General features: G+C 62.5%; 23 protein-coding genes and 1 pseudogene. 14 read left to right on the top strand and 10 right to left on the bottom strand.

Translation table 11 applies throughout. The features are described from left to right. Window positions 1–23 precede the first annotated feature (23 nt). Window positions 24–740, top strand: coding sequence for an SAM-dependent methyltransferase (locus ACN6KF_RS08890; RefSeq protein WP_434956499.1), 717 nt, complete (start codon window positions 24–26; stop codon window positions 738–740). Between the two features lie 57 nt (window positions 741–797). Here ACN6KF_RS08890 and ACN6KF_RS08895 read toward each other — a convergent pair whose 3' ends face one another. Further along, window positions 798–1,445, bottom strand: coding sequence for a TetR/AcrR family transcriptional regulator (locus tag ACN6KF_RS08895; RefSeq protein ID WP_434956500.1), 648 nt, complete (start codon window positions 1,443–1,445; stop codon window positions 798–800). A 106-nt stretch (window positions 1,446–1,551) separates the two neighbouring features. Between ACN6KF_RS08895 and ACN6KF_RS08900 the strand changes: the two are divergent. The 4 genes and pseudogenes from ACN6KF_RS08900 to ACN6KF_RS08915 all read left to right on the top strand — a co-directional run. Beyond that, window positions 1,552–1,659, top strand: a pseudogene (locus ACN6KF_RS08900) (GFA family protein); the annotation flags it as partial. Between the two features lie 48 nt (window positions 1,660–1,707). Beyond that, window positions 1,708–2,112 carry a hypothetical protein gene (locus ACN6KF_RS08905; RefSeq protein WP_434959765.1) on the top strand — a complete coding sequence of 135 codons (405 nt, stop codon included), beginning with the start codon at window positions 1,708–1,710 and terminating at the stop codon, window positions 2,110–2,112. Further along, window positions 2,102–2,398 (top strand): DUF6958 family protein, encoded by a 297-nt coding sequence (locus ACN6KF_RS08910; protein WP_434956501.1) that lies wholly within the window; start codon window positions 2,102–2,104, stop codon window positions 2,396–2,398. The genes ACN6KF_RS08905 and ACN6KF_RS08910 overlap by 11 nt, the downstream gene beginning before the upstream one ends. A 118-nt stretch (window positions 2,399–2,516) precedes the next feature. Further along, window positions 2,517–2,831 carry a hypothetical protein gene (locus ACN6KF_RS08915; protein WP_434956502.1) on the top strand — a complete coding sequence of 105 codons (315 nt, stop codon included), beginning with the start codon at window positions 2,517–2,519 and terminating at the stop codon, window positions 2,829–2,831. Here the strand turns inward: ACN6KF_RS08915 and ACN6KF_RS08920 are convergent. Beyond that, a complete protein-coding gene (locus tag ACN6KF_RS08920; RefSeq protein WP_434956503.1) occupies window positions 2,785–3,711 on the bottom strand; it encodes a DMT family transporter in 927 nt (308 codons plus the stop codon). The two genes, ACN6KF_RS08915 and ACN6KF_RS08920, sit on opposite strands and share 47 nt — an antisense overlap. A 292-nt stretch (window positions 3,712–4,003) precedes the next feature. Next, window positions 4,004–4,435, bottom strand: a complete 432-nt coding sequence (locus ACN6KF_RS08925; RefSeq protein ID WP_434956504.1) for a hypothetical protein — start codon at window positions 4,433–4,435, stop codon at window positions 4,004–4,006. A 294-nt stretch (window positions 4,436–4,729) separates the two neighbouring features. Between ACN6KF_RS08925 and ACN6KF_RS08930 the strand changes: the two genes are divergently transcribed. Then, window positions 4,730–5,620 carry a LysR family transcriptional regulator gene (locus ACN6KF_RS08930; RefSeq protein WP_434956505.1) on the top strand — a complete coding sequence of 297 codons (891 nt, stop codon included), beginning with the start codon at window positions 4,730–4,732 and terminating at the stop codon, window positions 5,618–5,620. A 6-nt stretch (window positions 5,621–5,626) separates the two neighbouring features. Here ACN6KF_RS08930 and ACN6KF_RS08935 read toward each other — a convergent pair whose 3' ends face one another. After that, window positions 5,627–6,604: a glutathione S-transferase family protein gene (locus ACN6KF_RS08935; protein ID WP_434956506.1), complete on the bottom strand. Its 978-nt coding sequence runs from the start codon at window positions 6,602–6,604 to the stop codon at window positions 5,627–5,629. A 223-nt stretch (window positions 6,605–6,827) separates the two neighbouring features. Here ACN6KF_RS08935 and ACN6KF_RS08940 point away from each other — a divergent pair, with 223 nt between their 5' ends. Next, window positions 6,828–7,253 carry a DUF1801 domain-containing protein gene (locus tag ACN6KF_RS08940; RefSeq protein ID WP_434956507.1) on the top strand — a complete coding sequence of 142 codons (426 nt, stop codon included), beginning with the start codon at window positions 6,828–6,830 and terminating at the stop codon, window positions 7,251–7,253. A 7-nt stretch (window positions 7,254–7,260) separates the two neighbouring features. On the opposite strand, the gene ACN6KF_RS08945 is transcribed toward ACN6KF_RS08940, so the two are convergent. Then, window positions 7,261–7,890, bottom strand: a complete 630-nt coding sequence (locus ACN6KF_RS08945) for a LysE family translocator (RefSeq protein WP_434956508.1) — start codon at window positions 7,888–7,890, stop codon at window positions 7,261–7,263. Between the two features lie 184 nt (window positions 7,891–8,074). On the opposite strand from ACN6KF_RS08945, the gene ACN6KF_RS08950 reads away from it, so the two are divergent. Beyond that, window positions 8,075–8,380, top strand: a complete 306-nt coding sequence (locus ACN6KF_RS08950) for a hypothetical protein (RefSeq protein WP_434956509.1) — start codon at window positions 8,075–8,077, stop codon at window positions 8,378–8,380. Between the two features lie 33 nt (window positions 8,381–8,413). Further along, window positions 8,414–9,019 carry a histidine phosphatase family protein gene (locus tag ACN6KF_RS08955; RefSeq protein WP_434956510.1) on the top strand — a complete coding sequence of 202 codons (606 nt, stop codon included), beginning with the start codon at window positions 8,414–8,416 and terminating at the stop codon, window positions 9,017–9,019. A 244-nt stretch (window positions 9,020–9,263) separates the two neighbouring features. Here ACN6KF_RS08955 and ACN6KF_RS08960 read toward each other — a convergent pair whose 3' ends face one another. Continuing rightward, window positions 9,264–9,608: a RidA family protein gene (locus ACN6KF_RS08960; protein WP_434956511.1), complete on the bottom strand. Its 345-nt coding sequence runs from the start codon at window positions 9,606–9,608 to the stop codon at window positions 9,264–9,266. A 195-nt stretch (window positions 9,609–9,803) separates the two neighbouring features. Here ACN6KF_RS08960 and ACN6KF_RS08965 point away from each other — a divergent pair, with 195 nt between their 5' ends. Then, entirely contained in the window at window positions 9,804–10,088 is a 285-nt protein-coding gene (locus ACN6KF_RS08965; protein WP_434956512.1) for a hypothetical protein, read from the top strand. Window positions 10,089–10,227: 139 nt separating this feature from the next. Continuing rightward, window positions 10,228–10,671, top strand: a complete 444-nt coding sequence (locus ACN6KF_RS08970; RefSeq protein WP_434956513.1) for a response regulator transcription factor — start codon at window positions 10,228–10,230, stop codon at window positions 10,669–10,671. Between the two features lie 188 nt (window positions 10,672–10,859). Here ACN6KF_RS08970 and ACN6KF_RS08975 read toward each other — a convergent pair whose 3' ends face one another. Then, the gene (locus ACN6KF_RS08975) at window positions 10,860–11,330 is read right to left on the bottom strand and encodes a hypothetical protein (protein WP_434956514.1); all 471 of its coding nucleotides are present in this window, start codon (window positions 11,328–11,330) and stop codon (window positions 10,860–10,862) included. Window positions 11,331–11,531: 201 nt separating this feature from the next. On the opposite strand from ACN6KF_RS08975, the gene ACN6KF_RS08980 reads away from it, so the two are divergent. Next, a complete protein-coding gene (locus tag ACN6KF_RS08980) occupies window positions 11,532–12,299 on the top strand; it encodes an SDR family oxidoreductase (protein ID WP_434956515.1) in 768 nt (255 codons plus the stop codon). Window positions 12,300–12,351: 52 nt separating this feature from the next. Here the strand turns inward: ACN6KF_RS08980 and ACN6KF_RS08985 are convergent, their stop codons facing one another. Continuing rightward, entirely contained in the window at window positions 12,352–12,687 is a 336-nt protein-coding gene (locus ACN6KF_RS08985) for a hypothetical protein (protein ID WP_434956516.1), read from the bottom strand. Between the two features lie 17 nt (window positions 12,688–12,704). Continuing rightward, window positions 12,705–13,613, bottom strand: a complete 909-nt coding sequence (locus tag ACN6KF_RS08990) for a LysR family transcriptional regulator (protein WP_434956517.1) — start codon at window positions 13,611–13,613, stop codon at window positions 12,705–12,707. A gap of 176 nt (window positions 13,614–13,789) precedes the next feature. Between ACN6KF_RS08990 and ACN6KF_RS08995 the strand changes: the two genes are divergently transcribed. Both ACN6KF_RS08995 and ACN6KF_RS09000 read left to right on the top strand, forming a co-directional pair. Further along, a complete protein-coding gene (locus ACN6KF_RS08995; protein ID WP_434956518.1) occupies window positions 13,790–14,734 on the top strand; it encodes a ring-cleaving dioxygenase in 945 nt (314 codons plus the stop codon). 133 nt (window positions 14,735–14,867) lie between these two features. Continuing rightward, window positions 14,868–15,434, top strand: a complete 567-nt coding sequence (locus tag ACN6KF_RS09000; protein WP_434956519.1) for an alpha/beta hydrolase — start codon at window positions 14,868–14,870, stop codon at window positions 15,432–15,434. Between the two features lie 90 nt (window positions 15,435–15,524). Here ACN6KF_RS09000 and ACN6KF_RS09005 read toward each other — a convergent pair whose 3' ends face one another. After that, on the bottom strand, window positions 15,525–16,511 hold the full coding sequence (locus ACN6KF_RS09005; protein ID WP_434956520.1) for an NAD-dependent epimerase/dehydratase family protein: 987 nt from the start codon (window positions 16,509–16,511) through the stop codon (window positions 15,525–15,527). Window positions 16,512–16,513 lie beyond the last annotated feature (2 nt).

Below are 16,513 nucleotides of genomic sequence, written 5' to 3' on the forward strand. Positions count from 1 at the left end.
GAGCGATGTTCAGGGAGAAGATCATGATCGAGACCGGAAACACGGCAGCCGCAAAATTCGATACCGGCCGGGCCGCCGAATATGCGGTCCAAAGCCGTATCGCCCTTGCGGGCTACGATGCGTGCCACGAACTCGGCGCCTGCCTGCTCGCCGCCGATCTGGGCCCTGGCCGCGCCGCACGGGTTCTGGTGGCTGGAGCCGGCGGCACCGCCCAGGAAATCATCTCGGCGGCCCGCCTCGAGCCCCTCTGGCACTTTACCGCCGTGGATCCTTCGGCTCCCATGCTCGAACTCGCGATGGCCGCTGTCGGCGAGGCCGGCCTCACGGCGCGAACGACGCCCATGCTGGGTGAGCTTGCGGCTCTGCCGGAGGAGGCCGTCTATGACGCCGCGAGTTTGATCGGCGTTCTGCACCACTTGCGCGGCCTTTCCGCCAAGCAAGACATCCTCAAGGCGTTGGCGGCCCGTCTCAAGCCTGGGGCACCTCTCATCCTGGCCGGCAACCGGCATGCCTATGCGAGCAGGCCGCTGTTCCTGGCGGCCTGGGGCGAGCGCTGGCGTATGCATGGAGCATCGGCCGACGAGATCGAGGCAAAGCTGGGCAAGATTCGGCAAGGGGCCGATCCGCCTGCTTCCGACCAGGATGTGGCTGAGATGTTGACGCAGGCCGGCTTCGAGGAGCCGACCTTGTTCTTCTCGAGCCTGTTCTGGGGCGGCTGGATCACGCATCGGCGCGGTTGAGGCACGACTAGGGCTGTCGGTCGAGCTTCGCGGCATAACCGGGGCGGCGCCCCGGGCTCACCCTTTGGCGTCGACCTGATAGGCAGCCAGGAAGATGCGAACCGCCTCCCCGGCATGGGCTCGCAGCACGTTCGGCTTCGGTATAGCTCCATTGCCCAGGAGCATGACATCGTTGACCGGTCCCCCCATCACCAGCCAGTTGAAGAAGGAGGCGGCGGCTCGAACGTCCGATGTACGGATGAGGCCCCTTTCGACATAGCGTGCGAATATCGTCGCCAGCCGGTTGATCGAGCGCATCGGGCCGCGCTCGTACAGCACCTTGCCGAGGTCGGGAAAACGCTCGGCCTCGGCGATCGCCAGGCGCCGCAATTGCAGCAGGCGTGGTGTCATCACCAATGCGAGCTGAAGTTCGGCGAATTCGAGCAGGAATTTCTCGATCGGGAGATCGTCGGGCGGATCGGCGACCTGTTCCTGCAACTCGTCGCCGGCCTGCCCCGTCATGCCGCTCGCTATTTCGAGGAACAGCGTCTCCTTGCTCTGGAAATGGGCATAGACGGTCTGCTTCGACACATCGGCCGTCGCCGCGATCTCATCCATGTTGGTGGCCAGGAAGCCGTGCTTGAGGAAGAGGTCGGTTGCCGCCGCAACGATGCTTTTGCGTGTACGCTCGACCCGAATTCTTGCGCCGTTGCTCATGGTCGCCATGCCCCCTGTCCCTGGATAGCACCGGTTCGCGAATAGACCATCCGGATTGACAAATCAAACTGGACGGTACAGTCTAGTTAATGAAGCGACCCGGGGGGACAAGGTTATGGCGCACCTGCATGGAAGGGCTCTCCCTCTCACCTGTCTGTGCGGACAGGTCGTGCTCGAAGCGGCCGACGCCCCCATCGTCACCGCTGTCTGCCATTGCACGAGTTGCCGTACCGCTAGGGAACGCATTGAGGCCCTGCCAGGGGCGCCTGGGATGGCGGAGGACGACGGTGGCACAGCCTTCGTGCTCTACCGAAAGGACAGAGTTCGTTGCATCGCGGGAGCCGAGTTGCTGCGTGAATACCGGCTGACGCCTACCGCCAAGACCCGGCGTGTCCTGGCGCATTGTTGCAACGCTCCCATGTTTCTCGAATTCGAAAAAGGGCACTGGCTGAGCCTCTACAGGCAGCGCTTTGCCGCCAGCGATCGACCCGCCCTGGAAATGCGGGTGATGACCGGGGATCGGAGAGCCGGCTTCGAACGCAAAGACGACATGCCCAGCTACGCCTCGCATTCGGGACGTTTCATGTGGAAGCTGCTTTCGGCCTGGATCGCCATGGGTTTTCGGGCGCCGAAGATCGATTATGTGAAAGGCGGGGTTGGTCACTATGCCGGTTGAGAAGATTGCGATCCAGAACGTGGTGTCACCCGGGCATGTCGTTCGTGTCGACAAGGACAAGTATGAGGCGATGAAAACGGCGCTCCTTGCCGTCTTGCCCGAAACCTCGCCTGGCCTGACGGTAGCCGAAGCCAAGCAGCATTTGTTGCCCTTGCTGTCGCAGGCTCTCTTTCCGGGCGGCGCGAAGGCCGGCTGGTGGCTGAAAGCCGTTCAACTCGATCTCGAGGCGAAGGGCACCGTGGTGCGCGAAGCAACCAAGCCTCTGCGCCTCCATCGCAAAGTCTGAGGATATTGCGAGGGCATGTTGGCAGTCTCCTCGGGGCCTCTCATGCGAGTGTGATCTTCATTCGGTCGCATTCTTCTGTAGATTCTGCGACCAACCAGCCGAATTGCCGGAGACGACCATGAAGACCCTTGCCATCGCTACTGGCGCCCTGCTGCTGTTTGCCGGTTCTGCCTTTGCCGATGGATTTGCTCTCAAGGAGAACAAATTCGCTCCGCCGCCCTTGGATTCCAAGAAGGCGTCAGGCCCCTATGATTGGACGGGGTTTTATGCCGGCGGTCATGCCGGCCTGTCCCAGGGCAGGTCGAAATTGAGCACGGATGGCAACAGCCGATCCTCCTCGGACCTCGGTTCCAGTTTCGGGGCTCATGCGGGTTATAATTACCAGTTCAATCGCGGGGTCGTGTTCGGAGGCGAGACCGACGTTTCTCGCTGAATGGCCGTTCCGGCCGCAAACCGGACTTGGTCGCGGCGATGACGATGCCGAGGCAGACCAGGCCAAGACCCGCCGCGAAGTTCCAGCCAAGCCTTTCTCCGAGGAATAGGTCTCCCGCCAGACTGGCGGTGATCGGATTGACCGCCACCGCGATCGCCACCAGCGTCGGCGTCGTATGGGTGACTGCGAAAGACCATAGGAAGAAGACCAGCGCGCTGCCGACAATGCCGAGATAGCCGGCGGCAAGCCAGGCTTCCGACGGGAGCCAGCGAAGATTGGTCAATCCTCCGCCGATTGCCGCGACCGAGACGAGGCAGAGCGCGCCGATACCCATCGCTGTCAACGTGAAACGAACGGGTCCCGAACGAGCGATGAAAGACCGGGACCAGATCGTATAAAGAGCCATGACAAGCGCCGCCCCGAGCATCAGGAGGTCGCCCCGCCAGGCCCCCGGCGGTGCTGTGGAGAGGCCCGAGAGCAGCGCGAGCGTCACCCCGGACATGGTCACCAGGACACCCAGGACCTTGCGGGCATTCATGGTCTCGGCGCGCAGAGCCGAGGCCGCCAGCATGGTCAAGACCGGTAACGCCGACAAGGCAATGGCGCCGCGCGCTGCCGTGGTGAAATAGAGCGCCGCATTGAACAGGATCGGGAACAGTCCAAAGAACAAGAGGCCCAGCCCGACCACGCCCGGCCAGTCGCGACGCGGCGGCCAGGCTTCGCGGCGCAGGCATGCAACGGGCAGGAGAAAGAGGAAGCCGAGGCCGAAACGCAGTGCGCCAAGCGTGATCGGGTCGATCGTCCTCGAGAGCGACCGCGTGGCGACCACGGCGGTACCCCCGATGCCGCTCGACAGGATGGCCGCCAGAACACCCCACATTACCCCTGCTCCCGCTGCGTGGTCACGAGCACGGATAGCGCAGGCACACCGTTCGAGAGAATTGCATTTGTCTGATGAATATCATCACGGAATGTGATGACCACTCGATTGCGGTATGTTGAGTTGCCTTCCGCATCCGTGGCACTGCGAATCAGATGCCCGCACCATCCTTGCGGTTGTCCCATGGGCTTTCGACGCCTGGCGGTTCGGCGGAGCTCGCAAATCGACCTGCTCAACGCTGGGCCAAGAAGCCACGAGCTGACGGAGGCCATTCCTGCCTGCTATTTTCCGATTAATAGCGAACGATTTCCTTCCGGCACGCTTCTGTAAAACCATACAAAAGGTCGTATTCCGGGAGCTTCTTGGCGTCCAGATGAGAAAAATCGACCTTCTCTGAAGAATATCTGTTGACGATGGTTTCCAGAACTTCATCGGCCCTGGCGATCACCTCGTCTCCCGAAAATAACTTCATTCTATTTTTAATGGAGTAAAGTTTAACCAATTTCCCCGAGTCGGTTAAATTATTCTCCATAGCATCGCCGTATACTTTCGATGCCTCGTCAATAAATTCTCCAAATATTCTTTCTCGCCGTGACATTTCGTTGGAAAGACGCTGAACTCTTTGCTGATAACTCTGATTGAGCCACGTCGTTGCAAAGGATGCGAATGCGCCGATACTCGATCCGGCAAGGGCCGCCAAAGCCGATAAATATGCTCCGTCCATGGCTTCCCTTTCCGGAAGTTCACCTGTCTCGACGAGTTTATCCCGGGTTCCGAACGAATTATCAAGGAGCCTTCCCCACCTATGGAAAGCGAGCGGGAAGAGCAGAGCTGTCTAGAGCACGCAGGATGCCCTGCCTGGTCGCTGCCATCGTGCCTTGTGCATAGGCCCGAAGGAACGGGTCTCTGACAGGCAACCTTCCAGGCCCACCATCACGAAGCACAATGCTGCTCGGAGTGCCGGGAGGGTACTCACAAGGAAATTGCATTTCTCGCATAGGCATCATCATGATGTGTGATGACATTGCCGTTGCTCGATCCTGATCTCTTGAGAGCCTTTCTGGCCGTGGCCGACCATAGCTCCTTCACGCGGGCGGCCGCGCGGCTCAATCGCACGCAATCAGCCGTGAGCATGCAGATTCGGCGTCTCGAAATGCGGGTCGCCGCGGAGTTGTTCCGTCGCAACACCACCACGGTCGAGTTAACCCAGGCCGGTGAAAGCCTGCTCACCTATGCGCGGCGCATCCTCGCCCTGAACGAGGAGGCGGTCGGCAGGCTTCGCGAACATCGGCTCGAGGGCCGCGTGCGGCTGGGTGTAATGGATGATTACGGAAGCCACGTTCTGCCCGCCTTGCTGGCGCGCTTCCTCACCCTCTATCCGCGTATTCATGTCGAGATGGAAACCGGCCTGACCAGCACCATGCTCGGCCGCCTCGGCGAAAGCTATGATCTCGTCATCGCCATGCATGCCCGGGGGCATGAGGACGGCGAATTGCTGCGGCTGGAGCAGCCGGTCTGGGCAGCCAGCACGGCGCACCGGGCCTGGCTCATCGATCCTCTCCCGGTGGCACTCTATCCGATGGGCTGTCTCTTCCGTAAATGGGCAATCGAGGCCCTTGATGCCGCGCAGCGGCCGTGGCGGCTGGCCTTCGTGTCCCATAATCTGGCGACAGTGGAAGCGATTGCGGCCCAGGGACTGGCGGTCACGGTGGTGAAATCGAGCTTCCTGCCGCGCAGCTTGCAAAGCCTTTCGCCGGAAGAAGGCCTACCCGCCCTGCCCGGCGCCGAGATCAGGCTCCATGCCGGCCCCGGCCTGACGCGGGCGGCGGGGCTGCTCGCCGATCATTTGCGCGAAGCCTTTGCCAGGATGCCGGTCGAACCGGCGGTAAAGAGCAATCGAGCCCATTGAGGGACATTACGCGGCCCGGGCCGCCGAGGCGCGCAAACCGGAGATGGGGGCATCATAGTCGAGATCGGGGCCGAGAGGCACGATACGGCCCGGATTGATCCAGGGGTGGCTGGCATAATAGTGCCCCTTGATGTGATCCATGGCGATGGTCGGCCGGATAAGCGGATGCTGATGAAACGCCCGCGTATAGTCCCAAAGTGCAGGGTAGTCGGTGATCATGCGCCGGTTGCATTTGAAGTGGCCATGATAGACCGGGTCGAAGCGCAGCAATGTCGTAAACAGGCGGATGTCGGCCTCGGTGATGCGTTCGCCCAGCAGGAATGCCTGGCGTTCGAGCCGGTGCTCCAGCCAGTCCAAGGTTTCGAAGACGGCTTTCGCCGCCTCCTCATAGGCGGCCTGCGTGGTGGCGAAGCCCGCCTTATAGACACCATTGTTGAGGCTTTCATAGACGCGTTCGTTGACGGCATCGATCTCCGTGCGCAACTCGGCCGGATAGTAGTCGCCGGGGCTGGCACCAATGCCATCGAAAGCCGAATTGAACATGCGGATGATCTCGGCCGATTCGTTGGAGACGATGCGCCGACTTGCCTTGTCCCAAAGCACGGGGACGGTGACGCGCGTGGTGGCGCCGGGATCCCCCAGCGTATAGAGCTCGTGAAGCTTGGTGACAGCGTTCACATTATCCGCCACGACGCCGGGCCCGGGATCGAAGCTCCAGCCGTCCTCTCCCATCAACCAGTTGACCACGGAGATGCCGATCAACCTCTCCAGCCCCTTGAGGCTGCGCATGATCAGGGTGCGATGGGCCCAGGGGCAGGCCAGTGAGACATAGAGATGATAGCGCCCAGCCTCGGCCTTGAAGGCCGCGTCCGCCTGGGACGAAATCCAGTTCCGATACACCGAGGGCGGCCGCTTCAACCTGCCGTCGGCCATCAGCTTGGCCGGGGCGGTGCGATGCCATTGCCCGTCGATCAACTCGCCCATGATGCAGCCTCGCGCTTACTCAATCCGTCTTGACGCCACGGTAGACAACGTGCCGAAGGCGGGAATGCTGTCATGGGATGACGCGCACGAATAGTCGCCATCTCTAGAACCTATCCATCGACGAAATCGATAAGAGGCCGCTTCGATGCGCGCGACGGCCCTGTTTTGGCAAGCCGGATCAAGGCCAATATCCTACCATGCCGGTCTCTGAGCGGAGACGACCTTGCCCATGCTGCCTTTCGCCGATGCCGCCATATCGTCGACCTTCGCGGCTCTGCCGCAGCACCTTTGCCAGCCCGTGCTCGGGCTGCGCGAGATGATCCTCGAGGTCGGTTCCAGCTTGCCCGAGCTCGGCGGCATGGTGGAAACCTTGAAATGGGGCGAGCCCGCCTACCATCCCGTACGCAAACGGGTCGGCGCCACCATTCGGATCAACGCCCACCGGCGATCGGAAAATTGCTATGCGCTCTACGTGCCCTGCCAGACCCGGCTCGTCGAGCTTTACCGCTCGCATTACCCCGATATATTCACCTATGAAGGCCGGCGCGCCTTGTTGTTCGATCCCGCGACGCCGCCGCCCGATGCGCCCCTCCGGCACTGTATCGCCATGGCGCTGACCTGCCATCTCCGGGGCCATGGCGCCCGCTAGGGCATTCCTACTTGCGTGAAACGAGCGCCGCCGTCACGCCCAGGCCGATGAAGGACAGGCCGGCAAACCAGCGCTGGAACCGCAGGAAGCGGCGGCTGCGGCGCAGGAAATCCCCGGCCGCGCCGGCTGCCAGGGCGAACATGGCATCGCTCAGCATGCCAAGCCCCATGAAGGTGAAGCCGAGCACGAGGACCTGCCAATGCAAGCCGCCGCGCGCCGGGTCGACGAACTGCGGCAGGAAGGCCAGGAAGAAGATCGCCGTCTTCGGATTGAACAGATTGACGATGAAGCCTTCCTGAAACAGCCGATGCAGCGGCTTGGTCGACTTGGCTGAGATCTCCAGAGGCAGATCCGGCGCCATCAGCGTACGGATGCCGATCCAGATCAGATAGGCCGCGCCCAGATACTTGACCACGGAAAAGGCAAGGGTCGAGGAAACGATCAGGGCAGACAGCCCGACCGCGGCAGCGACGATGTGGACGATGGTGCCGAGATGGATGCCGAGGACCGAGACCAGGCCCGCGACCTTGCCTCGTTCGACCGAGCGCGCCACGATGAAGAGCACTGCCGGTCCTGGGGTCAGCAGCAGCGTGATCGATGCGAGAACGAAAAGTCCCCAGAGTGTCGGATCAGGCATAGGTCGCTCCTTGTCATTTCTTGCGGCGGAGCAAGCCACAAGGCCGTGGACAAGGCAAGAACCTCGTCACAGGAGCCCCTTGGCGAGAGCCTCTATCCCCTTGTCGAGGGCATGCTATGCTAAAATATTGCCATCGACTCGTCCGACCTTGTCGTGCCGGCAATGCCTGACGTTGGGGCTCCTCATGAAGCTGTCCGCCTGCACCGCCCTCCTCCTCCTGCCACTGCTGGGCACCTCCGTCCTGGCAGAGGAATTCGCGCCGCCTGATCTGACGGTGGAGCAGCCCAAACATAAGAAGCCGGCCGCCATGGCCGGCAAGGCTCCTGCGTTGGGAAATTCCGCCTCGCAATGGACACCGGATGCGAAAGACAAGGCGTCCAAGGCTTTCACGGCTCGCCCCGACATTTGCGGTGGCTGTGAACTCAAGCTCAACGCCCGCCAGGTCAACCGGGAAGATCGGCTTCGACGTCCGTTTGAGGCGTTCGAGTGAGATCCTTTCCCTTGCGGGTTGCCTGGAGGCGGCATGGCGCGTGAACTCTGGCTGATCCGCCACGGCGAAAGCACCGCCAATGCCGGGGCTGCCAGCAAGGACGCCTCTTCGGCGCCGCTTACCGAAACCGGCTGGCAACAGGCGCGCATGGTAGCGGCCAAATTCGAACGAGCCCCGGAACTGATTGTCGTGTCACCCTATCTGCGAGCGCGTCAAACGGCGGCGTCGACGGCCGAGCGTTTTGCGGCGGTGCCGATCGAAACCTGGCCGGTGCAGGAATTCACCTATCTGTCGCCCGTTCGCTGCGCGAACACCACGATGGAGCAGCGGCGCCCGCTGGTGGACGCCTATTGGCATCTTGCCGATCCCAAACGGGTCGACGGTCCGGGCGCCGAATCCTTTGCCCAGATGCTGGAGCGCGTACGAACCACCGCCCGCCGCATCGAAGCGCTCGGCCTCGAACGCATCGCCATTTTCACACATGGCCACGTCATGCAGGCTTGGCGCATGCTGGCCGAACATCCCGAGGCGAGCGACAGGGTAGACATGAAACGCTATTTCAGCGCCTTCCTTGGCCGCCCGATCGAGAATGGCGAATGGATGTCCGCGAATGCCTATGCCAGGGTGGCACGGAGCTAGGGCCGAAAAGTCGGAGCAGCTTTCGCTAGTGCATTGTCCGGAAGTGGCTGGAACGCCGCCTTTGTCATGCCCGGGCTTGTCCCGGGCATCCAGCGGCCCCGCCTTCGACGCCTGGAAGGGAGCTGGATTGCCGGTTCAAGCCCGGCAATGACAAAGGTCGAGCCAGTTCGTTCCTTTATTGACGGACTTGCCTGGAACCGCAAAGGCGCGGTCTCCCCTGCACGGTACGCCTTGACCAGGACGATCAGGCCGTCGCGGTAACCTGGATTTCGACCAACAGTTCCGGCAGGGCCAGGCGCGCTTCCACGGTCGCGCGGACAGGCAGGTTGTTCATGTCGACCCACTTGTCCCAGACCGCGTTCATCTGGCCGAAATGAGCGATGTCGCGCAGCCAGATGCTGGCCGTGAGCAGGTTCGCCTTGGAGCTGCCGGCTTCGGCCAGCAGGGCATCGATCTGCGCCAGGATGTCGGCGGTCTGCGCCGAGGTGTCGCCGCTGGTATCAGCCGCGGTGATTCCGGCCGTGGTGACGACGCCATTGGCGACGACCGCCTTGCAGAAACGCGGGCCGGGATGAAGACGCTTGACCATGGGAGTGTCCTTCCTTGAAAAGTCAGGGCCCTCCTCTACAGCATCGAATCCGATTCAGAAATCACATCAGGCACGGAAACTCTTTCCTGCGATGTTGGGGGATGAACTGGCCGAACGTCTCACAAATTCCTACATCTGGTGTTAAGGCCGGTTGTTGCCAAATATAGGCCTGTTCATCCGTATGAGGCGTTTACAATGTCCCTCACCCCTTCCCTCAGCCGCGCCGCCCGCGCCCTCCTGGATTTCGAAATTGCCGATCTGGTGAAGCGGTCCGGCGTGCCGAAAGTTATCATCGCCGAGTTCGAAAAGGGCGGTCGGGTACCGCAGAGACAGGATCTGGCGGCCATGCGCCTCGCCTTCGAGGAAGCCGGCATCCAGTTCCTCGATGACGATGGCAACGGCCCGGGCCTGCGCCTGCGTCGCGGGGCGCGCCAATCCGGCCTTCGGCCGGAAGAACTCACCGCAGAAAACGACGATTGAGCCATTGGTTGACCGCCTGTTCCGGAGTCACGCGCGGAACAGACAGTCAAAGGCAGGCATGAAAGAAGGAGAGCAAGCAAGGTTGCAGGTCCGGCAGCCGCCAGGAAATCACCGCACTGCGATGGCTAGGACATTTCGATTGAGACAGATTGCTTTGACGTCTTCCTCCTCCGCCCCTCCCATCGAAAGCCGCCGCGCCGTGATGGCGATCATTGAAATGGATGGCGAGGACACGCTGGCGCAAGTGCGCCGGCACTTTCCCAATGCCACGGTTTTCTTGCTGACGGCTCAGCCAGGTGATTCCGACGGCAAGCTGGTTTCGGCCGAACAAGTCGTCTCGGCGCTCGAAACCTGGGCCGGCCCGGACCAGGCCCCGTATCTGATGCCGATACTCACCCCTCGCCAGCAGGATATTCTGGATCTGATCGTTCAGGGCAAGTCGAACAAGGAGATCGCCAGGGCTCTGGCCATCTCTCCCTTCACGGTGCGCAACCACGTCTCGCTGCTGCTACGCGTTCTCAATGTCGCATCGCGAGAGGAAGCCGCGAGCAAGGCAGCCGAAGGCGCCATCTTGCGGCAGTGAGGGGCAAACCTCGCTTTGGCCGAGGCGCAGTTCCTACCGAGCGTTGAAATGATTGGCTCTCGATGCCTGTGGCTGTTCGTGTGCCGGTCCGAGGACCGGCACACCAACAGCCGCCGTCGCAGCCTCGATATTCCTGCAGCTTGGTATTACTCGAATGGGGCCAAGCTACCTCATTGCTTGGATGAGAATCACTGCCGCTTGGCCGCATCGGGCAGTTGTTCCATGCCTGGCAGCATGTAGCCCGAGGTCACGCTTCCCGTCAGCTCGCCACCCTGGCATTCGAGGGCGGTTTCTTCATAGCTGAAGGTCGTGACGATCACGCCCTTCTGGCGATCGGTGACGCGGAACTGATTACCGACGCGGGCTTGGTAGCGAGCGGCCTGCGAACCGACACGCACGATGCCCTCGCCGTCGACCAGTTTCTGGCGTGTGCGGTTTTCGCCATCGGCAACGGCTCCTTCGGCCACGCCGGCCATATGGGTGCGCTGCACCGCCTTCAGATGTTCGAGACAGGCCTCGAAATTGGCGAAGTGCTGGGCGGGAACCGGAAGCGGCGGCAAGCGCCCGCTCGCGAGCACCGACGTGGTGGGAAATCCGCTTGCAAGACCCGCAAGCAGGATAGCCGCAATCCGTCTGCGACAGGAGGGAGGTGAGGCCATGGGTTCATTCTCGTGTTTGATCACATCACGGCGGTTATGCCGATGGATGGACAGATGGAAGCACTCTTGGCGCGAGATCTCCCGCTTGGCGATTTCCCAGGAAACAGAGAGTGCCGTGCTCGGCAAGATCATAGGAAACGGGTCGCGACTTGGTCACGCCTGGGGAACAAGGACCTCCCAATCGAATTGGAGGTTCAGGATATGAAGTCTACGCTCGAAAACAAGGTCGCGATCGTCACCGGCGCCAGTTCCGGCATCGGCGAAGCCTCGGCCCGTTTGTTTGCCGCCGAAGGCGCCGCAATCGTCCTGTCAGGTCGGCGTCGAGATGCACTCGAAAGGGTCGTCGCCGAAATTGCGAATGCCGGCGGAAAGGCCGTCTCGGTGGCCGGCAACATCCAGGACGAGGATCACCAGATCGCTCTGGTCGAGGCCGCCCAGCAGCATTTCGGCGGGCTCGACGTCGCCTTCAACAATGCAGGCACCACCGGAGAGATGGCGCCGCTGACCGAGCTTTCTCTGGAAAGCTGGCGCGATACGCTCGACGTCAATCTGACCAGTGCCTTCCTCGCGGCCCGGCACCAGATCCCCGCCATGCTGGCGCGTGGCGGCGGCGCCCTGGTGTTCACCTCGACCTTCGTCGGTTATACTGTCGGTTTTCCCGGCATGGCCGCCTATGCCGCCAGCAAGGCTGGCCTGATCGGCCTCACCCAGGTGATCGCCACCGAATACAGCCCCAGGGGTATCCGGGCCAATGCCCTGCTGCCGGGCGGCACCGATACACCGATGGGACGAAGCGTTTCCAACACGCCGGAGGCACGCGCCTTCGTGGAGGGGCTGCATGCCCTCAAGCGCCTGGCCTCGCCCGAGGAGATCGCCCGTTCCGCTCTCTATCTCGTTTCGGACCTGTCGAGCTTCGTGACCGGAACGGCCCACTTGGCGGATGGCGGTGTCTCGATCATGAAAACCTGAAGCACTTCCGATCAAAAACAGTCCCTGGGGCGAGATCGCCGGTCACACGCAATCAACCTCGGGTAACCAGGCCGCCTCTCTCGCGATAGTTTGGCAGCGGGCCAGGGCCCAGGCGAGATCGGCTGCGCCCTGGGCCCAGGGCAGCCTGGTAGACATTCTCCAGCCCGATGCGCAACTGGTAGCCTGCAAGCAGGTGCCCCTCCCGCAGGCGCCAGGGCTGGGTGGTTTTGAAAAACCTGGCCTGCGACTCCAATCCTTCCGACAAAGGATGCAGATCGATCGATTTGCCGAATTCTGCCCGAAGCACTGCGGTGATTTCTTCGGGCCGCAATTGGGTCTTCCGGGAAGATCTACCGTCTCTGTCTTCATCCGATGTCGTGGTCGTCATTCGATGTCTCGGCGGAGCTAGGCGCCTTCGATGAAGGCCCGCCGCCGCACGATCTCGGCGGCGAGGAAATCGAGAAAGGCCCGTATGCGCGGAGCGTCGCGCAGATCGGGATGGGTGAGCAGCCAGAGATCGGCCCCGAAATCCGGATTGACCGGTCCAATACGGCGCAAGCTCGGCCTGGTTCCGGCGATGAAACAGGGCAGATGACCGATGCCGATGCCGGCCTCGACGGCTTCGGCGAGGCCGAGCACCGAGTTGACGCGATAGACGATGCGTTCCGGCGCGACGTGCGTCTTGACGTAGCGCACGGCCTTGAGCGCGGCGAGATTGTCGCCGAGTGCCACCCAGCGCCGCCCATGCAGCGCTTCAAGATCCGGCAGGTCGGGATCGGAGAAGTCGTCTGCCCTGCCATAAAGTGCCCAGCCGATGCGGGCGACGCGTCGACCCACTAGCGTGTCTGGCGGGGTATCGGAAGCACGGATGGCGATATCGGCATCCCGCTTGGACAGGTTCAGCGCCGCATTCGACAGGATCACGTCGAGCCGCATGCCCGGATAGGCCTCGCCGAACCGGGCGAGCAACGGCGTCAGCAGTTCGACCAGCAATGTATCGTTGGTGGTTATGCGCAGTTCACCGGCAAGGTCGAGTTCGCCACCGGCAAGCCTGCGCAGGACCGAGACGATATCCTCGTCGACACGGCTCGCCAATCCGGCCACTTCCTCGCCGGCCGATGTCAGCGTGTAGCCTGTGCGATGCTTTTCGAACAGAGTGACGCCGAGCGCCTGTTCGATCAGGCGCAGTCGCCGGAAGGCGGTTGAGTGATCGATGCCGATGCGTGCGGCCGCCGCGGGCAGGTTCCTGGCGTCGGCGACGGCCTTTACCAGACGCAGGTCGTCCCAGGCCAAATTCGGAAAACCGTCCCCCACGGCAAAGTCCCCCAGCGGCGCCTAGGCGCATGCCACATCAATAGTATCTTTCAGATCGACAATTCAATACCTTTCACCCCAACCAATTCATTGCGCCGACGCAATGGCAATTCCTGGCATATCGGGCCTATCTCACTCATCGAGGGACAGGAATCCCGACCGAAAGGAATTTCGCCATGAGCGGCAAAGGCATCCATCACGTCACGGCCATCGCGGGTCCTGCCCAGCGCAATCTCGATTTCTACACCCGCATACTTGGCCTGCGACTGGTCAAGAAGACCGTGAATTTCGACGATCCCGGCACCTATCACCTCTATTACGGCGATGAGGCCGGCCATCCCGGCAGCATCCTGACCTACTTTCCCTGGGAACATGTTGCGCCGGGCCGTGTCGGCCTTGGTGAAACGCAGGAAACCATGCTGCGGGTGCCGGAAGGCTCGCTTGGCTATTGGACGCATCGCCTCGTCGAGAATGGCGTCGCCCATCAGCCGCTGACCAAGCGTTTTGGCGAGCCTCTGCTGTCCTTCCAGGACCCGGACGGCATGCGCCTCGCCCTCGTTGCCGTACCCGGCATTGGGAACGAACCTGGTTGGACCGGCGCCGGCATCCCCGCCGATGCTGCCATCCGCGGTTTCCACAGCGTCAATCTCCTGCTCGCGGAAGCGGCGCCGACTGGTGCCATCCTCACCGATGTTTTCGGCTTCGGCGAGGTCGGGCGTGAAGGCAGCCTGGTGCGCTATCGGGTGGCCGACGGCGGGGCAGGCAGCATCGTCGACATCCACGAGGCGAGCGGCCTCCTGCCGGCCCGTCTCGGCGGTGGCTCGGTGCATCACATCGCCTTTCGTGCCGCCGATGATGCCGAGGAGGCCGCGATGGTGCGCAGGCTCGCCGAGAACCATGGCATCCGCACCACGGAGCAGAAGGACCGCAATTATTTCCGTTCCGTCTATTTCCGGGAACCCGGACATGTCCTGTTCGAGATCGCGACCGATATTCCTGGCTTTGCCGTGGACGAGCCGGCATCGACGCTCGGCGAAACCCTGAAACTGCCGGTGTTCCTGGAAGCCCGCCGTTCGGGTCTGGAAGCCACCCTGCCCCGCCTGGAGCAAAGCGCGTCCTAGAAGCGCTCCTTGTTCTAGCTGCCCTGTCCGGCATGGCCGGCCAAACGTCCCCATCCCCCGAACCGAGGAGGCAATAGTTATGACCACGACATCGCAATTATCGTATATCCACCGCTTCGTTCCCGGACAGGATATGAAGAGGCCCCCTCTCCTGCTCCTGCACGGGACGGGTGGTGACGAAAACGATCTAATCGGCCTGGGCGAGCTGGTTGGGCCCGGCAGTGCTCTGCTCTCCCCGCGCGGCAACGTGCTGGAGCACGGCATGCCCCGGTTTTTCCGACGCCTGAGCGAAGGCGTGTTCGATGAAGAAGATCTGCGCCGGCGGGCCGTCGAATTGGCAGGCTTCATTGCGCAGGCGCGCGAGGCGTACGGCCTCGATGCTCCCATCGCCTTAGGCTTTTCCAACGGTGCCAATATCGCCGCCGCGCTCTTGCTGCTGCATCCGCAGGCGCTTGCCGGCGCCGCACTGCTCCGACCGATGACGCCCTTGCGAACGGCGCCTTCGACGGAGTTGGGCGGCAAGCCGGTGCTGATGCTTTCCGGGGCCGCCGATCCGATCGTGCCGGCAGCGAATGCCGGCAGGCTGGCCGATCTCCTGAAGGAACGCGGCGCCGCCGTGCGCCACGAGACGCTCCCGACCGGCCATGGCCTGACGCAGGCCGATGTCGCGCAGACCAAGGCTTGGCTTGCTGGCCTGTAGATCCTTGGCAAGCAAGGCGCCATCTCTCGGACAAGGAGCCATCTCTCGGAAGCGCGATCATCCGTGCTTCCGGGAGATCCTGCCTGCCTCTCAATCGTGAACCGGATAGGGGCCTTCCGAGAAGACCCTGTCGTGATAGCCCTTGCTGCCGACTTCGCCTGTAAGTGGGCTGCGGAAATTCTGTCCCTCGCGCAGGCAGTCGAGCATGTGCCGGAAATCGTAGCGCGGGCACCAGCCGAGTTCGGCCCGTGCCCGCGCATTGACATAGATGCGATCCACCTGCGGAAACAGGCTCCATCCCCTGGCGGTATAAAGCTCGGCGCAATCGGGAAACAGCCGGTGTACGAGCGCCGGCGCGTCGGCCCGCAGTGCCGCGCCGTCGTCCGGGCCGAACGGCGTGGTTGCGGAGATGATATAGCGGCCGAAACCCAGCGCCGGCGCCCTGTCCGCCGCCGCCAGATGGGCACCGACCACATCCTCGATGTCGCAGCGGCGGTTGAGCAACTCGTTGGCCTGGGCGTTGTCGGCGCTGTAGCGTTGCCTCATCTGCGCATCATCATCGGCTTCCGGGAAGAAGCGCGAGGTGCGCAGCACGATGACGGGCAGGCGGTGGCGACGGGCAAAGAGTTCGCACAGGGTCTCCGCCGCGATCTTGCTCGCGCCATAGATGTTCTTCGGGATCGGGACCACGTCCTCGGTGATCCAGGCCGCCGGTTCGCCCGCTGCCGGCGTCAAGGCTGAGCCGAAGGTGCTGGTCGTGCTGGTGAAGACGAAGGATTCCACGCCAGAGGTTAAGGCCGCCTCGAGGAGCACGAGAGTCCCCTGGATGTTCACGTCGAGAAAATCCCGATAGCCATGGGTGGCCACATGCGGCTTGTGCAGCGTGGCTGCGTGCAGAATCGTGCGCACGCCCGGCAGATGACGTTGGACGAAATCGCGATCGCCGATCGATCCTATGGAATCGGTGAAGGGCGAGGCCTTGATGTCGAGCCCGATGGCAGGCCGCCCCTCTGCCCGCAAGGTGCGCATCAGCGCCTCGCCCAGATGTCCGGCACTGCCCGTTACCAAAATCGTCATGG

The organism is Labrys methylaminiphilus subsp. lupini, assembly GCF_051161885.1.
Classification (GTDB): Bacteria; Pseudomonadota; Alphaproteobacteria; order Rhizobiales; family Labraceae; genus Labrys.